A 15,982-nucleotide genomic window follows, 5' to 3' on the forward strand; every position below is an offset into this window, starting at 1 on the left:
GCTGAGGTGGACTGTCGTCTAGTAGCGGTCGACGGCGGGCGGCTCTGGGGTGTCCAGAACCTTCCCGGCGGTGGACTTCCAGGCGTCAACCCAGGCTCCGTCCTTGTAGGACTCTTCGAGTACGTCGTTGATAAAGGTACGGAACTCGGTGTCCTCGAGTGCGAGACCAATACCGTAGGGCTCTTCCGTGAACGGGTTGTTGACGACCTCGAACTCGCCCTCGTTCTGGTCGGCGATTCCGGCGAGGATCACGTTGTCGGTGGTGACGGCGACGACTTCACCGCTGCGCAGCGGGCCGAGGCAGTTGGAGTACGTGTCCGTGGCGATGACGTTTGTCGTGTATGCCGCGATATTCTTCTCCGACGTCGACCCACTCACCGTGCAGACCGGCTTGTCGGTGAGGTCCTCGGGGCCTTGGATGCTGTCGGGGTTGCCCGCAAGGACGAGCAGGTCCTGGCCGGCGGAGTAGTAGGGCCCCGCGAAGGAGACAACCTGCTTGCGGGTGTCATTGATCGTGTAGGTAGCGACGACGAGGTCGACCTGACCGTTCTGAATGAACGGTTCGCGGTTCGCCGAGACGGTCTCTGTCCACTTGATCTTGTCGGGGGCGATGCCGAGTTTGGCAGCGATGAGCTTGCCGATTTCAACGTCGAAACCCACGGGAATGTCGCCGGGGCCGCGAAGGCCGAACAGCGGCTGGTCAAACTTGGTACCGATGGTCATCGTGCCGGCTGCCGCAAGATCGGCCATCGTCGTACCCGCTGCGAATTCGGGTGCCTTCTCGACGGGGGCAGCCTCCGGCGCGGCGCCAGAGTCGGTGCAGCCGCTGAGCACGAGGGCACCAGCGAGGGCAATGGCCGAGAACATTAGGCCTTTTTTGAGTCTCATGGACGTGCTCCTGATTGCTGTGAGGTGCTGCTGATGAGCCTGCTCACCGATTAGTGGGCAAGGATTTTGGAGAGGAAGTCCTTCGCTCTCGTGCTTTGGGGATTGGTGAAGAATTCCTCGGGAGTGGTCTCCTCCACGATCTCGCCCTCCGCCATGAAGATGACACGGTCTGCGGCCTTGCGCGCGAAGCCCATCTCGTGCGTGACGACGATCATCGTCATGCCGTCGTTGGCAAGGTCGACCATGACCTCGAGCACCTCGTTGATCATCTCCGGGTCAAGGGCACTAGTCGGCTCGTCGAGCAGGATGAGCTTCGGTTCCATGGCTAGCGCCCGGGCGATTGCCACGCGCTGCTGCTGACCACCGGAAAGTTGGGCCGGCATCTTCTTGGCCTGGTTGGCCACGCCGACGCGCTCGAGCAGGGCCATGGCCTTCTTCTCGGCATCCGCTTTCGACAGGCCGCGTACTTTGATCGGGCCGAGCGTGACGTTCTCGAGCACCGTTTTGTGCGCGAACAGGTTGAACGCCTGAAAGACCATACCGACGTCTGCGCGCAGTGTGGCCAGGGCGCGGCCCTCGGCCGGTAGCTTCACACCGTCGATGGTGATGAGGCCGTCATCGATGGTTTCGAGACGGTTGATGGCCCGGCAGAGGGTGGATTTGCCCGACCCACTCGGTCCGATGACTACGACCACCTCGCCCCGGTTGACCACGGCGTTGATGTTCTTGAGAACGTGCAGTTCTCCGTAGTGCTTATTGATGTCTTTTACGACGACTAGCGGTTCGCCCCGACGAACGGTGATGTTCGAGGTGGCCGGGGACGAATCTGTTGGCTCCATACTTTCCAACTTAGGACAGAACGCGTGTCTGGGCATGCCAAATGCCCGGACAGTAACGCATTTGTGACAGTCCGGGCCTCGGGCAGTGGTGCTGCGTAGCGGGTCAGGCGCGCTGGGCGAACGCACTCTCGTACAGGCACACGGATGCCGCGGTCGCCAGGTTCATCGACTCGGCTTCGCCATAGATCGGCACGCTCACGCTGCGGTCGACCCGAGCGAGGTCTTCGTCGGTCAGGCCGCGAGCTTCGTTGCCGAACAGCCACACGGTCGGAGCGGCAAGCAAGCCTTCGTTGCGCGCGGTCAGCAGGTCTGAACCCTTGATGTCGGCGGCAAACAGCTGCAGGCCGGCGGCCCTGGCACGGTCGAGCACATCGGAGAGGTCGGCCGCGATGGCGACGGGCAGGTGAAAAATGGAGCCGGTCGAGGAACGGATGACCTTGGGGTTGTACAGGTCGACGCTGCGACCGGTGAGGATGACGGCATCCGCGCCAGCGGCATCCGCTGCCCGAATGATGGTGCCGGCGTTGCCGGGGTCGCGCACCTCTTCGAGGATGGCGACGAGCTTGGGTTCGGCGTTGAAGATTTTCTTCACGGAGGTCGGGAACTGGTGACAGATAGCCACGAAGCCCTGCGGGGTGACCGTGTCGGCCATGGCCTCGAGCACCTCTTCGGAGACGAATTCCACCTCGACCTGGGCGTCGATCGCCTTCTGGGCCAGGTCGGTGTAGCGGTCGAGCGCGGTGGGCGTGGCGAACAGCTCCACGACGAGTTCCGGACGAAAGGTGAGGGCTTCGGAGACGGCCTGCGGGCCTTCGAGCAGAAAAAGACCGGACTCGAGGCGCGCGTCGCGCTTGGCAAGTTTTGCGACGGCACGGACGCGCGGTGAACGTGGATTATCAAGCATGATGCTCAGTTTACGTGCAGAAAAGGAGCGGGCGACCAGGTCGCCCGCTCCTCACTGTGCAAATCGAAATTGCCTGGAACTCGTAACTATCGATCTGATCACCACGTTCACGCCCAGGAGGCAGCGGGTGGTGAGCCGATCGGGTTGAAGCCTTACGCCGTGACGGCAACCTTCGGTGCCGAGGTGTCTGCGGGCAGTGCTGCCTTGGCGCTCTCGACGAGGGCGGCGAACGTGGCTGCCTCGTTGACCGCGAGGTCGGCGAGGATACGACGGTCAACCTCGATGCCGGCCAGGCCGAGGCCCTGGATCAGACGGTTGTAGGTGAGGCCGTTGGCGCGCGACGCAGCGTTGATCCGCTGGATCCACAGGCGACGGAAGTCACCCTTGCGTGCACGACGGTCACGGTAGCTGTAGGTGAAGGAGTGTGTGAGCTGCTCCTTGGCCTTGGTGACCAGGCGTGACCGCTGGCCGCGGTAGCCCTTGGCGCGTTCGAGAATAACGCGGCGACTCTTGTGGGCGTTTACGGCCCTCTTTACTCTTGCCATTTTTTACAAATCCTTATTCGTTGACGAGGCCGGGTTATGGACCTAAAAATTACAGACCGAGAAGCTTCTTGATGGTCTTCTGATCCGACTTGGCCAGCACCTGATCCTGGTTCAAACGGGACTTGCGCTGCGTGCTCTTGACCTCGAGATTGTGACGAAGTCCGGCCTGCTGCTTCATGATCTTTCCGCTTCCGGTGACCTTGAAACGCTTCTTGGTTCCGGAGTGGGTCTTCATCTTAGGCATGTGGTTCCTCCTGTTTCGCTGCCTTGTCGGCAACCTTATCGGCCTTGTCGGCGACCTTGTCTGCCTTCTCGGCAGCCTTGTGGGCGTTGATCTCGGCCTTGGCTTCTGACTTGTTTTTCAACGGGCCAATCACCATGACCATGTTTCGACCGTCGATCATCGGAGTAGATTCCACGGAACCGTACTCGGCGACATCCTCGGCAAATTTTTGGAGCAGTCGTACGCCCTGATCAGGCCGGGACTGTTCACGGCCACGAAAAAGAATCATGGCCTTGACCTTGTCACCGGACTTCAGGAAGCCTTCGGCGCGTTTGCGCTTGGTCTCGTAGTCGTGCGTATCAATCTTGAGACGGAAACGAACCTCCTTGAGGATCGTGTTCGCCTGGTTGCGCCTGGCCTCCTTGGCCTTCTGCGCAGCCTCGTACTTGAACTTGCCGTAGTCCATGATCTTGGCCACGGGCGGCTTGGCTTCGGGTGCAACTTCGACGAGGTCTAGGTCGGCATCCTGTGCCAGGCGCAGGGCAACATCAATCGCCACAACCCCGACCTGCTCGCCGTTGGGACCAACGAGACGAACTTCGGGGACGCGTATACGGTCATTTGTACGGGGATCGCTGATGCGTCTCTCCTCTTGGTTAACTTCGTGATCACAACCAGACAGCGGATGCCGACTGGGACGAAGAGAGGAAAATCACGCGTTTTCCAGGCCAACTATTTCATTGACCTGCATTACACGCCACCCTGTCTACCCTCGCTGTGTCACCTTCCCGAAGGAGGCGGCAATGCGACGGCGGAGTGCAATCTACCCGGTAACCTTGATGAAGCGGTATGCGCGGGTGGGAGATTCTCCACTTTCGTACCGAGACTAATGTCCCGGAACCAAAGATGAGCCTAGCAGAGGAATGCAGTGAGCCAAAGTTTTGAGCACGATACGGGTTTTGAGCAAGATGCGGCGCAGGCGACACGCGATATCGCCGACGTGGCCGCCGTGGAGATCATCACCACGGCCGCCGTACACCTCATGAGCGCGGCCGCCGTGAAGTGCGGCCTCGCCGACGACCCCGACGCCCAGATCGACCTCGACGAGGCGCGCAAACTCATCACGGCTCTGGCCGGACTGGTCACGGCGGCCGCTCCCGACATCGCCGACATGCACGCGCGCAGCCTGCGCGACGGCCTTCGTTCCCTGCAGCTTGCGTTCCGCGAGGCCTCTACCATTCCCGACGCGATCGGCGAGGGCCCCGGCGAGAAGTACACCGGCCCCGTCAACTAGCTCGTTCCGTCTAACAGCTCAGGTCTGACAGCGTGGACACCGGTAGGTATCCCGCAGCTCCAGCTCGTTACGACCGAGGCGCCCGCGCGCAATGCGACTGCCACACCGACGACACGGCTGGCCGGCCCGCCCGTAGACCCACAGTTGGGCTCCACGGCGCAGGTTTCCGGTCGTCGTGCGCTCGTCGCGGTCTTTGTTGGCCAGGATCAGGCGGCGGGCGAGGTGCACGAGCCCGGCGAGGTCGCCGACTTCGGCCACGGCCCGCTCCGGCGATAGTCCGCGCAGAAAGCACAGCTCGTTGACGTAGACGTTGCCGAGCCCGGCGAGATTGCGCTGGTCGGCGAGGGCAACGATGATCGGGCGCTCCGGCATCGCTGCGATGCGTGCCGCGGCTTCGGCGCTGTCAGCGGCGCCCCAGCTGACGCCGAGCAGATCGGGTCCGAGGTAGCCGACGATCTCCGACTCCGTTCGGGTCGGCACCAGCTCCAGCAGGCCGAGCTCGAACCCGACGGCGACCCACTGCGCTGTGTGCAGCACGATGCGCGCCTGAAACGTCGGGCGCTGCCACCGCGTGCCGGGCCGATAGAGGTGCCAGGCGCCCTCCATTTTGAGATGTGAGTGGATGCTCGTGGTACCGACCCGGTGCAGCAGGTGTTTGCCGCGACTGACAACCTCGTGCACGGTTTGCCCGGTCAGATCGACGGTTGCGAAAGCGGGTACCCGGACGTCGCAGCCGGTCAGGATGCTGCCGCGCAGGGCCTGGTCGAGGGTACGCGCGGTGCGATAGACGGTATCGCCCTCAGGCACGCAGCCTCAGTCCTTTCGGGGTCTCGGTGAATCCGGCGGCGCGCAGGGCCGCGCCCACGTCGGTGCCGATCACGAACACACCGTTGACCGTTTCCACCGCTATCCTCTGCACGCGACCGTTGGTGACCAGGGCGGCCAGGCTCACGGTGGCCGCCGTGAGCACCTGCTCATCCGTTTCAAAAGCAACCACGGTTTTACCGCCGCGCTCGACATACAGCACGAGGGCACCGTCGACAAGAACGACGAGTGCACCCGCCTTCCGGCCCGGTCGGTGGGTGGTGTCGCCAGGCAGGGTCGGCCAGGGCAGCGCGGCGCCATAGGCGTTCGCCGGGTCCGTTGCGGCCAGGGCCACCGCGGCCAGGGGCGCGGTGTTCCTCACGTCCACGGAAGTCTGGGACGCTCCCACAGCGAAGGTGCGAAGCCGGTCGATGGTGCCGCCGGTAGCGAACTGGGCTGCGCCGAGCCCCTCGATGAAGTAGCCACGGCGGCAGCGGGCCATCTCTTCAAACCCGGTGAGGGTGCGGTAGACGAGTGAGAAGCCGCCAATCACACTCTCCGCCATTACCGCCCCCCGGGTCACCACGCCATAGCGTTCGAGCAGCGTCTCCCCCAGGGCGTGCGCGCGACGCGTTGGCGACTCGTCGGCCACCGGAAGGATCGACCAGCGACCCGACACCGTCGGCGGACCACTGCGACTCGGCAGGTTCGGCCGCGGCATCGACCGCCCGCGATGCAGACGGGCGCGCGGCGCGGCCCGGCTCTGCCGGTGGGCCGTGTGCCCGCCAGCCAGCAGCGACCGCACCGGAGCGAACGTGTCATTGTTGATCAGACCGGCCCAGACCAGGTCCCACAACGCCTGCACCAGTACGGCGTCGTCCTGGCTGCCGACGGCGTCAGACAGCTGTCGAAAGAAATATGCACCGCCACCGCCCAGGGTCGTCAGGATCTCCTGCTGTAGCGGCGTCGTCTCCACATCGATGGGAAGCGGCAGGGTGAGTTGGGCCGTTTCGGCCAGGTGCAGACTGACCCAACCATCATTGCCGGCGAGGGTTCCCGCGCCCGCCCAGAGCACCTCCCCTGCGTTGGTGAGCTCGTCGAGCATGCCCGGTTGGTAGTCGCTCACCCGGGCCGGCAGAATGAGCGTCTCCCAGGCGGACGCCGGAATTCGCGCCCCTTCGAGCTGTTCGACAACGGATGCGACGCCATCGATTCCGCGCAGCTTGCCTCCCACGTGCTGCCAGACCGGCAGGAACCGTCCAATGGCCTGCTGGTCCACCGGTTCCACCTCGTGCCGAAGCGCCGCGAGGGAACGCCGACGCAGGCGCCGCAGCACCTCGGCGTCGCACCATTCCAAGCCGGTGCCGTTCGGCCGGAATTCGCCGGCTACGACACGCCGGGCGTCGGCGAGGCGTCCGAGGGCAATCTGCACGACGGCGGTGCCGAGGCCGAACCGGTCGGCGACGGCGCCGGTGGTGAATGGTCCGTGCGAGCGTGCGTAGCGGCTCACCAGATCGCCCAGCGGGTCAGCCACGGATTCGGTGAACGCTGCGGGTACCCCGATCGGCAGGGGGACTCCGAGCGCGTCGCGCAACCGGCTGGCGTCTTCCACCGCTACCCAGCGTTCCTCGCCCCCGATGCTCACGCGCATGGCGCGGCGCGCGTCGACGAGGCTGAGCAGGGCTTCCTCGGCGAGGATGCGGCCTGGCTCGTCGGGCACGCGCGACGCGTCGGGCGTCGGCATGAGCATCCGCTCGGTGACCTCGCTCGTGCTAAGCGGGCCGAGGGTGCGCAACAGATCGGCGATGCCCTCCACTCCCTTGGCCAGGTAATCCCGCGCGAGCCGCTGCAGTTCCCGGTCGGTCTGGTCGATGACGGCCGGATCGAGAAGTTCCCGAAGTTCGACCCGGCCCAGGAGTTCGGCGAGCAGGCTCGAGTCGATCGCGAGGGCGGTGGCGCGTCGTTCAGCCAGCGGGGTGTCGCCCTCGTACATGAAAGCGGCAACGTAGCCGAAGAGCAGGGTGCTCGCGAACGGGCTGGCAGTGTCGGTCGCAGTCTCAACCAGGCGCAGTTCACGGGAGGCGATCTGCCGGGCCAGACCGGTGAGGGCCGGCAGATCGTAAACGTCTTGCAGGCATTCCCGCAGGGTCTCGAGAATGACCGGGAAGGTCGGAAAGGTGCGTGCCACGTCGAGCAGTTGCGCGGCCTTTTGTCGTTGCTGCCAGAGCGGCGAGCGCGAACCGGGCTTGTAGCGCGGCAGGAGCAATGCTCGGGCGGCGCACTCCCGGAATCGGGACGCGAACAGGGCGGAGCCGCCGACCTCGTCGGTGACCAACTGTTCGAGCTCGTCAGGGTCGAACACGAACAGTTCACTGCCGGGCGGTTCGGTCTCGGTGTCGGGAATGCGCACGACGATACCGTCGTCGCTTGCGACACACGAGCCATCGATTCCATAGCGTTCACGCACCCGGGCGCCGACCGCGAGCGCCCACGGTGCGTGCACCGGCGTACCGAACGGGGAGTGCAGCACGACACGCCAATCCCCCAGTTCGTCGCGGAACCGTTCCACTACGAGGGTGCGGTCGGTCGGCAGTTGCCCGGTTGCGGCGCGCTGCTCGTCTAGGAAGGCCAGCAGGTTGCTGATCGCCCGCTCATCGAGACCGCCAACGGCGCAGCGAGACCGGGCCTGATCGGGCGGCAAATTGCCCACCTCGCGCACGAAAGCACCGATGGCCTGGCCCAGTTCAGCCGGGCGGCCGAGGCCATCACCCTTCCAGAACGGTAGCCGCCCGGGCTGCCCGAAAGCGGGCACGACCAGCACCCGGTCGTGGGTGATCTCCTGTATGCGCCAACTCGTGGTGCCGAGCGCGAAGACATCGCCCACGCGCGACTCGTAGACCATCTCCTCGTCGAGTTCGCCGACCCGTTTGCCGGTGATCTGTTCGCCGCCGACCATGAAGACGCCAAACAGGCCGCGGTCAGGAATTGTGCCGCCGCTTGTGACGGCCAGACGTTGCGCTCCGGGGCGCCCGGTGAGGGTGCCGGCGTCGCGATCCCAGACGATGCGCGGGCGCAACTCGGCGAACTGGTCAGATGGGTAACGGCCAGCGAGTAGGTCGAGGGTGGCCTCGAAGGCGGAGCGGGGCAGGGTCGCGAACGGTGCACTGCGCCGCACTGTGTCGAACCAGGTTTCCACGTCGATCGGCTCGAGCGCGCAGGCCGCGACGGTCTGCTGGGCCAGGATGTCGAGCGGGTTGGTGGGCACCCGCAGCGATTCAATGGCGCCGGCCACCATGCGCTCGGCGGCGACCGCCGCGTGGATCAGGTCGGCCCGGTGTTTGGGGTAGATCACTCCGCGGGAGACCTCGCCGACCTGGTGCCCGGCCCGGCCGAGCCGTTGCAGCCCGCTCGACACCGACGGCGGCGATTCAACCTGCACGACCAGGTCGACGGCGCCCATATCAATGCCGAGTTCGAGGCTGGACGTGGCGACGACACAGCGCAGCCGGCCCGATTTCAGGTCGTCTTCAATGAGCGCACGCTGCTCCTTGCTGACCGAACCGTGATGCGCGCGCGCCAGCAGCGGTTCGGCGCCCAAGCTCTGGCCACTCGCACCCATCAGTTCGGCCGGCGGACGAGCTGCTGGCAGGGTGCCCACCAGACCGTTCACACCCGAAGCCCCTTGCACCGATGGCGCAGGCAGCGCAAGCGCAGGGACCAACAGCGCAGGCTCCGATAGTGCTGGCTCCGACAGTGCAGGTTCCAACAGTGCAGGCTCTGACAGTGCAGGAGACACAACCGATGCCTCCTCCTCCTCCTTCTCGGCCAGCCGTTCGGCATAAATCTCGTTGAACCGGGCCGTGAGCCGTTCAGTGAGCCGCCGGGAATTCGCGAACACGATGCTCGACGAGTGCGCGAGTACCTCGTCGACGATGGCTTCTTCGACGTGCGGCCAGATGGAGCCGGTCTGGGGCGCGGCGGCCGACGTGGCCCCCTCGCGCTGAGGTACCGGTCCGAGGTCGCTCATGTCGTCGACCGGAACGACCACGCGCAGGTCAAACCGTTTGTGCGCGGGCGGCGCCACGATCTGCACCGGGGCGGCCCCACCGAGGAACCGGGCGACTTCACTGGCCGGGCGCACGGTGGCCGAGAGCCCGATGCGTTGGGCTGGCCGAGTCAACAGTGCGTCGAGGCGCTCGAGAGAGAGGGCCAGGTGCGCGCCCCGCTTGCTCGCGGCCACCGCGTGCACCTCGTCGATGATGACCGTCTGCACGCCTCTCAACGACTCGCGGGCCGCCGACGTCAGCATGAGGAACAACGATTCCGGGGTGGTGATGAGAATGTCAGGCGGCGCCGTGACCAGCCGGCGCCTGTCGGCGGCCGGAGTGTCTCCTGAGCGCACTCCGACCGTGACCCGTGGCGGCTCCAGACCGAGCCGCTGGGCCGCACGGGTGATACCCACGAGGGGAGCGGTCAGGTTGCGTTCCACGTCGACGCCGAGTGCCTTGAGCGGCGAGATATAGAGCACGCGCGTGCCGGGCACGGCCGGGACGGCGGAGTCGGTAGCCAGCCGGTCGATGGCCCACAAAAACGCGGCGAGGGTTTTGCCCGATCCCGTCGGAGCCACGACGAGGGCGTGCGATCCCAACGAGATGGCGTTCCACGCGCCGAGCTGCGCTGCCGTCGGCGCGGCGAAAGCCTCGGTGAACCAGGCTCGGGCGGCCGAGGAGAATCGTTCGAGAACGTCGCTCATACGCTCATTGTCGCCTAAACCACCGACAGCGCCATATTCACACCCAGTGTCACAAACTACGTCGAAGCGACGAGCTTCACCCGCAGCGAATCGACACCGGTCGTGATGATCGCGCTCTCCGACCATCGCGTGCCGAGCCGGCTCAAAATCGCGTCGAGGTCGTGTTGGGTGAGGCCATCGACCAATTCCAGCTGCACGACCAGTTCGGGGCCCTCCAGTCGCGCCTGGGGATCGCCAGCGACGAGCTGAACGGTCAGTATCGAAAGCTCCGTAGCGATCGACGCGGTGAATGCGTCGGCGACCTCGTGACTGGCATAACTCGGCGTCCACGGCAGCGACTGCGCGATCGCCCACAGCGCCGGCCGCCGGATGACATATTCGCCGGGCGACGTCGGGTCAAGCACGACGAGGTCGGTATTTTCCTGCGCGGCGGCCAGGGCGACGCGCACCGCATCCGCTGGAACAGGTCGCGCGCGAGGATTCCAAGCCGTCATGGCCGCCGTCGAGGAGAAAGCCGGCAGTACCGTGCGACCATCGGGGCCCGCCACCGTGATGATCGACAGTTCCTGGGTTTTGTCAATTGTGTGGCCGCGCCCGTTCAGGGCGGAGTCGCCGAGCTTGGTCACGAGCGGGATGAGCAAACGGGACCCGCGGATGGCATCGATGACGCTTTCTTCGCCGGTCTCCCGAGCCTGAAAGCGGGCAAGCGCCTCGGCGAGAGCGGCCGGAGCCGCTCCGTCGTCGCCAGCATCCAGATTGGCTTCGAACTCACGCCCGGCCCAGGGTTGGCCCGCCGAGTCAGCCGTGTTGGCCACGCCCGGTGCGCCGGGCTGGTCGGGCTGGTCGGGCTGGTCGGGCTGGTCGGACGGCGCCGGTACACCCGGTCGACCCGAGGGATCGCCCGTGGAACCGAGGTTGCGCGCCCTGGACATTACGACCCCGAGACGTCCAGGGCCTCGGCCAGGGTGAACGCGCCAGCGTAGAGCGCCTTGCCCACAATCGCCCCTTCGAGGCCGAGCGGTACGAGGTCACGCAGGGCCTGAATATCATCGAGGCTGGAGATGCCGCCGGAGGCGATGACCGGCTTGCGGGTGCGATCGAGCACCTGGCGCAGCAGGTCAATGTTGGGGCCCTGCAGGGTGCCGTCCTTGGTGACGTCGGTCACAACGTAGCGGGCACAGCCGGCCGCTTCGAGCCGTTCGAGCACCTGCCAGAGGTCTCCACCCTCCTTGGTCCAGCCGCGGGCGGCGAGGGTGGTTCCGCGTACGTCGAGGCCCACGGCAACGGCGTCGCCGTACTGCGCGATGACGCTCGCCGCCCACTCCGGGTTTTCGAGTGCCGCAGTGCCCAGGTTGATGCGTTTGACGCCCGTGGCCAGAGCCGCTTCGAGTGACTCGTCATTGCGGATACCACCGGAAAGCTCGATGTTGACACCCGTGACCTGATGGATGACCTTCTCGATCACTCCGGTGTTGTTGCCCCGGCCGAATGCCGCGTCAAGGTCCACGAGATGTATCCACTCGGCACCCTGGCGGGCCCAGTCGGCCGCAGCATCGACGGGATCACCGTAATTCGTTTCGGTGCCAGCTTCACCCTGCGTCAGGCGAACAGCTTTGCCGCCAGCCACGTCGACGGCGGGCAGGAGGACGAGCCTCGGTGTCTTGTTGAACTCGCTCATTGATGTCCTTGCTTGGTGCGGTCGCGTGCTGCGGCCAATGTCATGGAATATGCCGATGATGTCCATGGGGACGTCCGGGGGTGCAGGGTGGGAAGTAAAGACGTACTGAGGGCCAACTGCGCAGCTCGCCGCAGGGACCTAACGGTTGAGAGTGCCGATCCAGTTCTTCAACAAGCGGATGCCCGCCGCCCCCGATTTTTCTGGGTGAAACTGGGTGGCGCTCAGCGGACCGTTCTCGATAGCTGCGAGAAAGGGTGCGCCGTGTTCGGCCCAGGTCAGTCGCGGTTCGGGAAACGGCGGCATAACCTCCAGCGTCCACGACTGGGCAGCGTACGAGTGCACGAAATAGAACCGTTCCTCTTCGATCCCTCGAAAGAGTTCGGAGTTGGGAGCGCTCCTGACGGTGTTCCAGCCCATGTGCGGCAGGATCGCGGCGGGAAGCTCGGTGACCGTTCCGGGCCATTCGCCGAGGCCTGGCGTGTCAACGCCGCGTTCGACGCCGTGTTCGAACATGACCTGCATGCCCACGCAGATGCCGAGCACGGGGCGGCCGCCGGCGAGGCGACGATCAACGATGTCATCGCCACGTACCGCCGTGAAGGCAGCCATGACGGCGCTGAACGCACCGACGCCGGGCACGACGAGGCCGTCGGCTTCGAGCGCGGTCTTGCGGTCGCTCGTCAAAGTGACGTCAGCCCCAGCCAACTCGAGGGCCTTGACGGCCGAGTGCACATTACCGGTGCCGTAGTCGAAGACAACAACCTGGGTCACAGTGCTCCCTTGGTCGACGGGATGCCCAGCACGAACGGGTCGAGAGCCTTGGCCAGGCGGAACGCGCGGGCGAAAGCCTTGAACTCGGCTTCAGCGATGTGGTGGGGGTCGCGACCGCCCAAGACGGTGACGTGCACGGTGAGACCGGCGTGGAAGGTAATGGCCTCGAAGACATGACGCACCATGGATCCGGTGAAGTGTCCGCCGATGAGGTGAAATTCGAAGCCGGCCGGCTCGCCGGTGTGCACGAGGTAGGGGCGGCCGGAGATATCGACGACGGCCTGGGCGAGCGCCTCATCGAGCGGGACCAGGGCGTCGCCGTAGCGGGAGATTCCCGACTTATCACCGAGGGCCTGACGGATAGCCTGACCGAGCACGATTCCCACATCTTCGACGGTGTGGTGCACGTCGATTTCGATGTCGCCGGAGGCGCGCACGGTGAGGTCGGTGAGCGAGTGTTTAGCGAACGCCGTGAGCAGGTGATCGTAGAAGGGCACCGAGGTGTGGATATCGCTGACGCCGCTGCCATCGAGGTTCAGCGAGAGGTCGATGCTGGATTCACTCGTCTCCCGTTGCAGGCGTGCGACGCGGGGCGCGATGATACCGACAGTTGAACTCATGGCACTAGCTTATTCGGCTCGGGCCGGCGGCGCTTGACCGCTCACTTCGGTGCGCCCCAGCCGGGCCAGGGCATTCAAAAACAGCGTCGTCTCGTGCTCGGTCCCCGCGGTCACTCGCAGATGGCCGGGGATGCCGACATCGCGAATGAGAATTCCCTCCGCGAGCAGTGCCTCGAAGGTCGCGTGCGGGTCGGCCACTCCCCCGAACAGTACGAAGTTGCTCCAGCTGCGGTGGGGGGTATAGCCCAGGCGGGACAGCTCAACCACGAGCCGGTCACGCTGCCCCCGAATGTCATCGACCATAGCGAGCATCTCGGCGCTGTGCGCCAGTGCCGCGTTCGCGGCGGCCTGAGTCAGGGCGGAGAGGTGGTACGGCAGGCGGACCAGGCGCAGGGCGTCCGTGACTGCCGGATCCGCGGCCAGATACCCCACCCGGGCACCGGCGAAGGCGAAGGCCTTGCTCATCGTGCGCGAGACGAGCAGACGCTCCCGGCCGGGCAGCAGGGTGAGCGCACTCGGCGTGCCGGTCGGCGCGAACTCCGCGTAGGCCTCGTCGACGACGACGATGCCGTCGGTCGCGTCGTAGGCGGCGGCGATGGTCTCGAGGGAGAGCGGGGTGCCGGTGGGGTTGTTCGGAGAGCAGAGAAAAATGATGTCGGGGTTGGTGCGTGCGATCTCGCTCACGGCGGTGGCCGGCGAGAGCTCGTAGTCGGCGTCGCGCGTGCCCGCAATCCAGGTGGTGTCTGTTCCCGAGGCGAGAATCGAGTACATCGAATAGGTCGGGGCAAAGCCGAGCAGACTGCGTCCGGGCCCGCCAAAAGCCTGCAACACCTGCTGCAGTACTTCGTTGGAGCCGTTGGCCGCCCAGATGTTGTCGGCGATGAGTCCTTCGCCGAGGTACCGGGCCAGTGCCTCGCGCAGGGCGGTGAATTCACGGTCGGGATACCGGTTGACCGTGCGGATGGCCTCGGCCAGGTCGGCGAGGATATCGCGAGCAACCGCCTCGGGAACGGGATGCGTGTTCTCGTTGACGTTCAGTGCCACCGGAACGTGCAATTGCGGAGCTCCGTAGGGTGTCAAGCCTTGCAGGTTGGCGCGGAGCGGAAGATCTTCGAGACTGGTCACAGGTTCCATGCTACGACCCTCTACTACGCGCCGTGTTCCGGCTCCGTGCCCGTGCCTCGCACGGCTTTGCCTGTTACGAGTTGGCGGGGACCTGCAGGCGCTGGCCCGGCTGCAGGGTTTCGACGGCCAGGGCGTTCAATCGCTTAATCTCCGCCACAACGTCGCGCGGGTCGGCAGCCGGAGAGATCTCTTCGGCGAGGTCCCAGAGGGTCTGGCCGGGCTCGACCGTCATGAAGACGGCGGAACCGACGTCGGTGGGCGAGTATGCCAGCGTCGCGACAACGCCGGATTCGGTCGTGTACGACATGAGATCAACCCCCGTGGCCGAATCCGACGCGCCGGCCGGTCCCCCGTTGAGGGAGAAGACGACGGCAGCGAGCACGAGCGGCACGGCAGTGAGGGCCGTCAGCACTACTCGACCACGACGGGTGAGGCGCAGACGGGTGACGGGTGTGTGCGCTGCGGCAGAGAGCGGTGATGCGGTTGCAGATGCTGTGGTCATGTCAAACCTCCAAGGTTGGCGGGCTGCGAGTCTCGTATCCGGCCCTCGGCCGGGAGGGCCGAATGCGAAACTATGTTCCGAATATAACTTCGAACAATCGAACATGCAAGCTTTTTCTGGTTTTAGCCCGGAATTTCGCGCGACACACTCGAATAAGTGTTTGTTTCAGGGGCGAGAACTGGATAAACTTTCGATAGAACGATTGCTTGATTCATACTCAACCAGACACCACCGACATCCCCGCGACACGTCTGCTCAGACCGTGCGGGACCGACCTCAGGAGCGCTCATCGTGACACGAGACACCAGCGGCACCCGCGACAAAGGCGGCACTCGGCGCCGTAAGAGTTTGAGCCAACGCCAGCTCGCCATTCTCGACGTGATTCAACGGTCGGTGAGCTCGCGCGGCTACCCGCCGAGTATGCGCGAGATCGGTGACGCCGTCGGTCTCGCTTCGCTGTCGAGCGTGACCCATCAGCTCAACCAACTCGAGCTCAGCGGGTATCTGCGCCGGGACCCGAATCGACCGCGGGCACTCGAAGTGCTGATCGAAATTCCACGTGCCCCCGAAGACGTCGCCAGCAGCGACCAGGACAGCTTCCACCCGGGCGTGCAGGTCGGTGATGCCGCAATGGTTCCGCTCGTCGGCCGCATTGCCGCTGGCATCCCCATCACAGCAGATCAGCAGATTGACGAGATTTTCCCGCTCCCCCGTCAGCTCGTGGGCCAGGGCGAGTTGTTCATGCTCAAGGTTGTCGGCGAGTCGATGATCGATGCCGCGATTTGCGACGGCGACTGGGTGGTCGTGCGCCAGCAGAAGACCGCAGAGAACGGCGAGATCGTTGCGGCCATGCTCGACAACGAGGCCACGGTGAAGGTTTTGCGCAAACGCGACGGCCACACCTGGCTACTGCCGCGCAACAGCAACTTCGAACCCATCGTCGGAGATTTCGCCGACATCCTCGGCAAGGTCGTCGCGGTACTGCGCTCGGTTTAGCTTCCTGATTTCAGGCAACACGACAGGCAGTCCAGAGGCC

At 65.2% G+C, this 15,982-nt stretch carries 16 protein-coding genes; 2 read left to right on the top strand and 14 right to left on the bottom strand.

Annotation, left to right across the window (positions count from 1 at the left end):
* Positions 1-18: 18 nt before the first annotated feature.
* The 6 genes from E3T50_RS11280 to infC all read right to left on the bottom strand — a co-directional run bounded on the left by E3T50_RS11280 (position 19) and on the right by infC (position 4,039).
* Positions 19-888, bottom strand: coding sequence for a glutamate ABC transporter substrate-binding protein (locus E3T50_RS11280; protein WP_134551936.1), 870 nt, complete (start codon positions 886-888; stop codon positions 19-21).
* Between the two features lie 50 nt (positions 889-938).
* Positions 939-1,727 carry an amino acid ABC transporter ATP-binding protein gene (locus E3T50_RS11285; RefSeq protein ID WP_134551938.1) on the bottom strand — a complete coding sequence of 263 codons (789 nt, stop codon included), beginning with the start codon at positions 1,725-1,727 and terminating at the stop codon, positions 939-941.
* A 103-nt stretch (positions 1,728-1,830) separates the two neighbouring features.
* A complete protein-coding gene (locus tag E3T50_RS11290; RefSeq protein ID WP_134459891.1) occupies positions 1,831-2,631 on the bottom strand; it encodes a TrmH family RNA methyltransferase in 801 nt (266 codons plus the stop codon).
* A 152-nt stretch (positions 2,632-2,783) separates the two neighbouring features.
* Positions 2,784-3,176, bottom strand: a complete 393-nt coding sequence (gene rplT, locus E3T50_RS11295) for a 50S ribosomal protein L20 (RefSeq protein ID WP_104196972.1) — start codon at positions 3,174-3,176, stop codon at positions 2,784-2,786.
* Between the two features lie 49 nt (positions 3,177-3,225).
* The gene (gene rpmI, locus E3T50_RS11300; RefSeq protein ID WP_092111710.1) at positions 3,226-3,420 is read right to left on the bottom strand and encodes a 50S ribosomal protein L35; all 195 of its coding nucleotides are present in this window, start codon (positions 3,418-3,420) and stop codon (positions 3,226-3,228) included.
* Positions 3,413-4,039, bottom strand: a complete 627-nt coding sequence (gene infC, locus E3T50_RS11305) for a translation initiation factor IF-3 (protein ID WP_104127223.1) — start codon at positions 4,037-4,039, stop codon at positions 3,413-3,415. Before infC ends, rpmI begins: the two co-directional genes overlap by 8 nt.
* A 288-nt stretch (positions 4,040-4,327) precedes the next feature.
* On the opposite strand from infC, the gene E3T50_RS11310 reads away from it, so the two are divergent.
* Positions 4,328-4,693 carry a DUF1844 domain-containing protein gene (locus tag E3T50_RS11310; protein ID WP_134551940.1) on the top strand — a complete coding sequence of 122 codons (366 nt, stop codon included), beginning with the start codon at positions 4,328-4,330 and terminating at the stop codon, positions 4,691-4,693.
* A gap of 18 nt (positions 4,694-4,711) precedes the next feature.
* On the opposite strand, the gene E3T50_RS11315 is transcribed toward E3T50_RS11310, so the two are convergent.
* The 8 genes from E3T50_RS11315 to E3T50_RS11350 form a co-directional block, all read right to left on the bottom strand.
* Entirely contained in the window at positions 4,712-5,500 is a 789-nt protein-coding gene (locus tag E3T50_RS11315) for a DNA-formamidopyrimidine glycosylase family protein (RefSeq protein WP_134551942.1), read from the bottom strand.
* Complete coding sequence (locus E3T50_RS11320) at positions 5,493-10,250, bottom strand: Lhr family ATP-dependent helicase (RefSeq protein WP_134551944.1); 4,758 nt, start codon at positions 10,248-10,250, stop codon at positions 5,493-5,495. The genes E3T50_RS11315 and E3T50_RS11320 overlap by 8 nt, the downstream gene beginning before the upstream one ends.
* 56 nt (positions 10,251-10,306) lie before the next feature.
* Complete coding sequence (locus E3T50_RS11325; protein ID WP_134551946.1) at positions 10,307-11,182, bottom strand: SseB family protein; 876 nt, start codon at positions 11,180-11,182, stop codon at positions 10,307-10,309.
* Positions 11,182-11,928 carry a bifunctional 1-(5-phosphoribosyl)-5-((5-phosphoribosylamino)methylideneamino)imidazole-4-carboxamide isomerase/phosphoribosylanthranilate isomerase PriA gene (priA, locus tag E3T50_RS11330; protein ID WP_134459909.1) on the bottom strand — a complete coding sequence of 249 codons (747 nt, stop codon included), beginning with the start codon at positions 11,926-11,928 and terminating at the stop codon, positions 11,182-11,184. The genes E3T50_RS11325 and priA overlap by 1 nt, the downstream gene beginning before the upstream one ends.
* Positions 11,929-12,066: 138 nt before the next feature.
* Positions 12,067-12,699, bottom strand: a complete 633-nt coding sequence (gene hisH / locus E3T50_RS11335) for an imidazole glycerol phosphate synthase subunit HisH (RefSeq protein WP_134459912.1) — start codon at positions 12,697-12,699, stop codon at positions 12,067-12,069.
* On the bottom strand, positions 12,696-13,319 hold the full coding sequence (gene hisB, locus E3T50_RS11340; RefSeq protein ID WP_134551948.1) for an imidazoleglycerol-phosphate dehydratase HisB: 624 nt from the start codon (positions 13,317-13,319) through the stop codon (positions 12,696-12,698). The genes hisH and hisB overlap by 4 nt, the downstream gene beginning before the upstream one ends.
* Positions 13,320-13,328: 9 nt before the next feature.
* Entirely contained in the window at positions 13,329-14,453 is a 1,125-nt protein-coding gene (locus E3T50_RS11345) for a histidinol-phosphate transaminase (RefSeq protein ID WP_134551950.1), read from the bottom strand.
* A gap of 64 nt (positions 14,454-14,517) precedes the next feature.
* The gene (locus E3T50_RS11350; protein WP_134551952.1) at positions 14,518-14,946 is read right to left on the bottom strand and encodes a LysM peptidoglycan-binding domain-containing protein; all 429 of its coding nucleotides are present in this window, start codon (positions 14,944-14,946) and stop codon (positions 14,518-14,520) included.
* 291 nt (positions 14,947-15,237) lie between these two features.
* Between E3T50_RS11350 and lexA the strand changes: the two genes are divergently transcribed.
* Positions 15,238-15,942, top strand: coding sequence for a transcriptional repressor LexA (gene lexA / locus E3T50_RS11355; RefSeq protein WP_134551954.1), 705 nt, complete (start codon positions 15,238-15,240; stop codon positions 15,940-15,942).
* Positions 15,943-15,982: the final 40 nt, after the last annotated feature.

Origin of the sequence: Cryobacterium gelidum (assembly GCF_004403985.1) — a bacterium.
GTDB lineage: Bacteria > Actinomycetota > Actinomycetes > Actinomycetales > Microbacteriaceae > Cryobacterium > Cryobacterium gelidum.